This window comes from Amphritea pacifica (assembly GCF_016924145.1).
GTDB classification, from domain to species: domain Bacteria; phylum Pseudomonadota; class Gammaproteobacteria; order Pseudomonadales; family Balneatricaceae; genus Amphritea; species Amphritea pacifica.
The window spans coordinates 1-264 of the sequence record NZ_JAFFZO010000221.1 but is presented as its reverse complement, the minus strand read 5'-3'; the positions used below and the strand labels follow the sequence as shown (position 1 = coordinate 264).

Below are 264 nucleotides of genomic sequence, written 5' to 3'. Positions count from 1 at the left end.
CCGCTGAGTTGTTGCTCAGGGTCGCAGTGAAGGTCTCGCCGCCTTCATAGATACCGTCCTGCGTAGTCTGCACGGTGAAGGTCTGGCTGGTCACACCCGGCGCAAAGGTCAGGGTACCGCTGTTGCCGGTAAAGTCGTTGGCTTCGGCGGTATCACCGGCCCCAATGCTGGTGGCAAAGTCGATGGTCTGGGCATCCGCCGCATCCCCGCTCCGGGTCACGGTGAAGGTCATCAGGCCACCCTCACTGACGCTCATGTCGCCAA

1 protein-coding gene is annotated in these 264 nt (G+C 62.1%); it reads right to left on the bottom strand.

Going from position 1 to position 264, the window contains the following annotated elements; translation table 11 throughout:
- A partial coding sequence (locus tag JW499_RS22110) for a Calx-beta domain-containing protein (RefSeq protein ID WP_205212560.1) occupies nt 1–264 on the bottom strand: 264 nt, incomplete at both ends.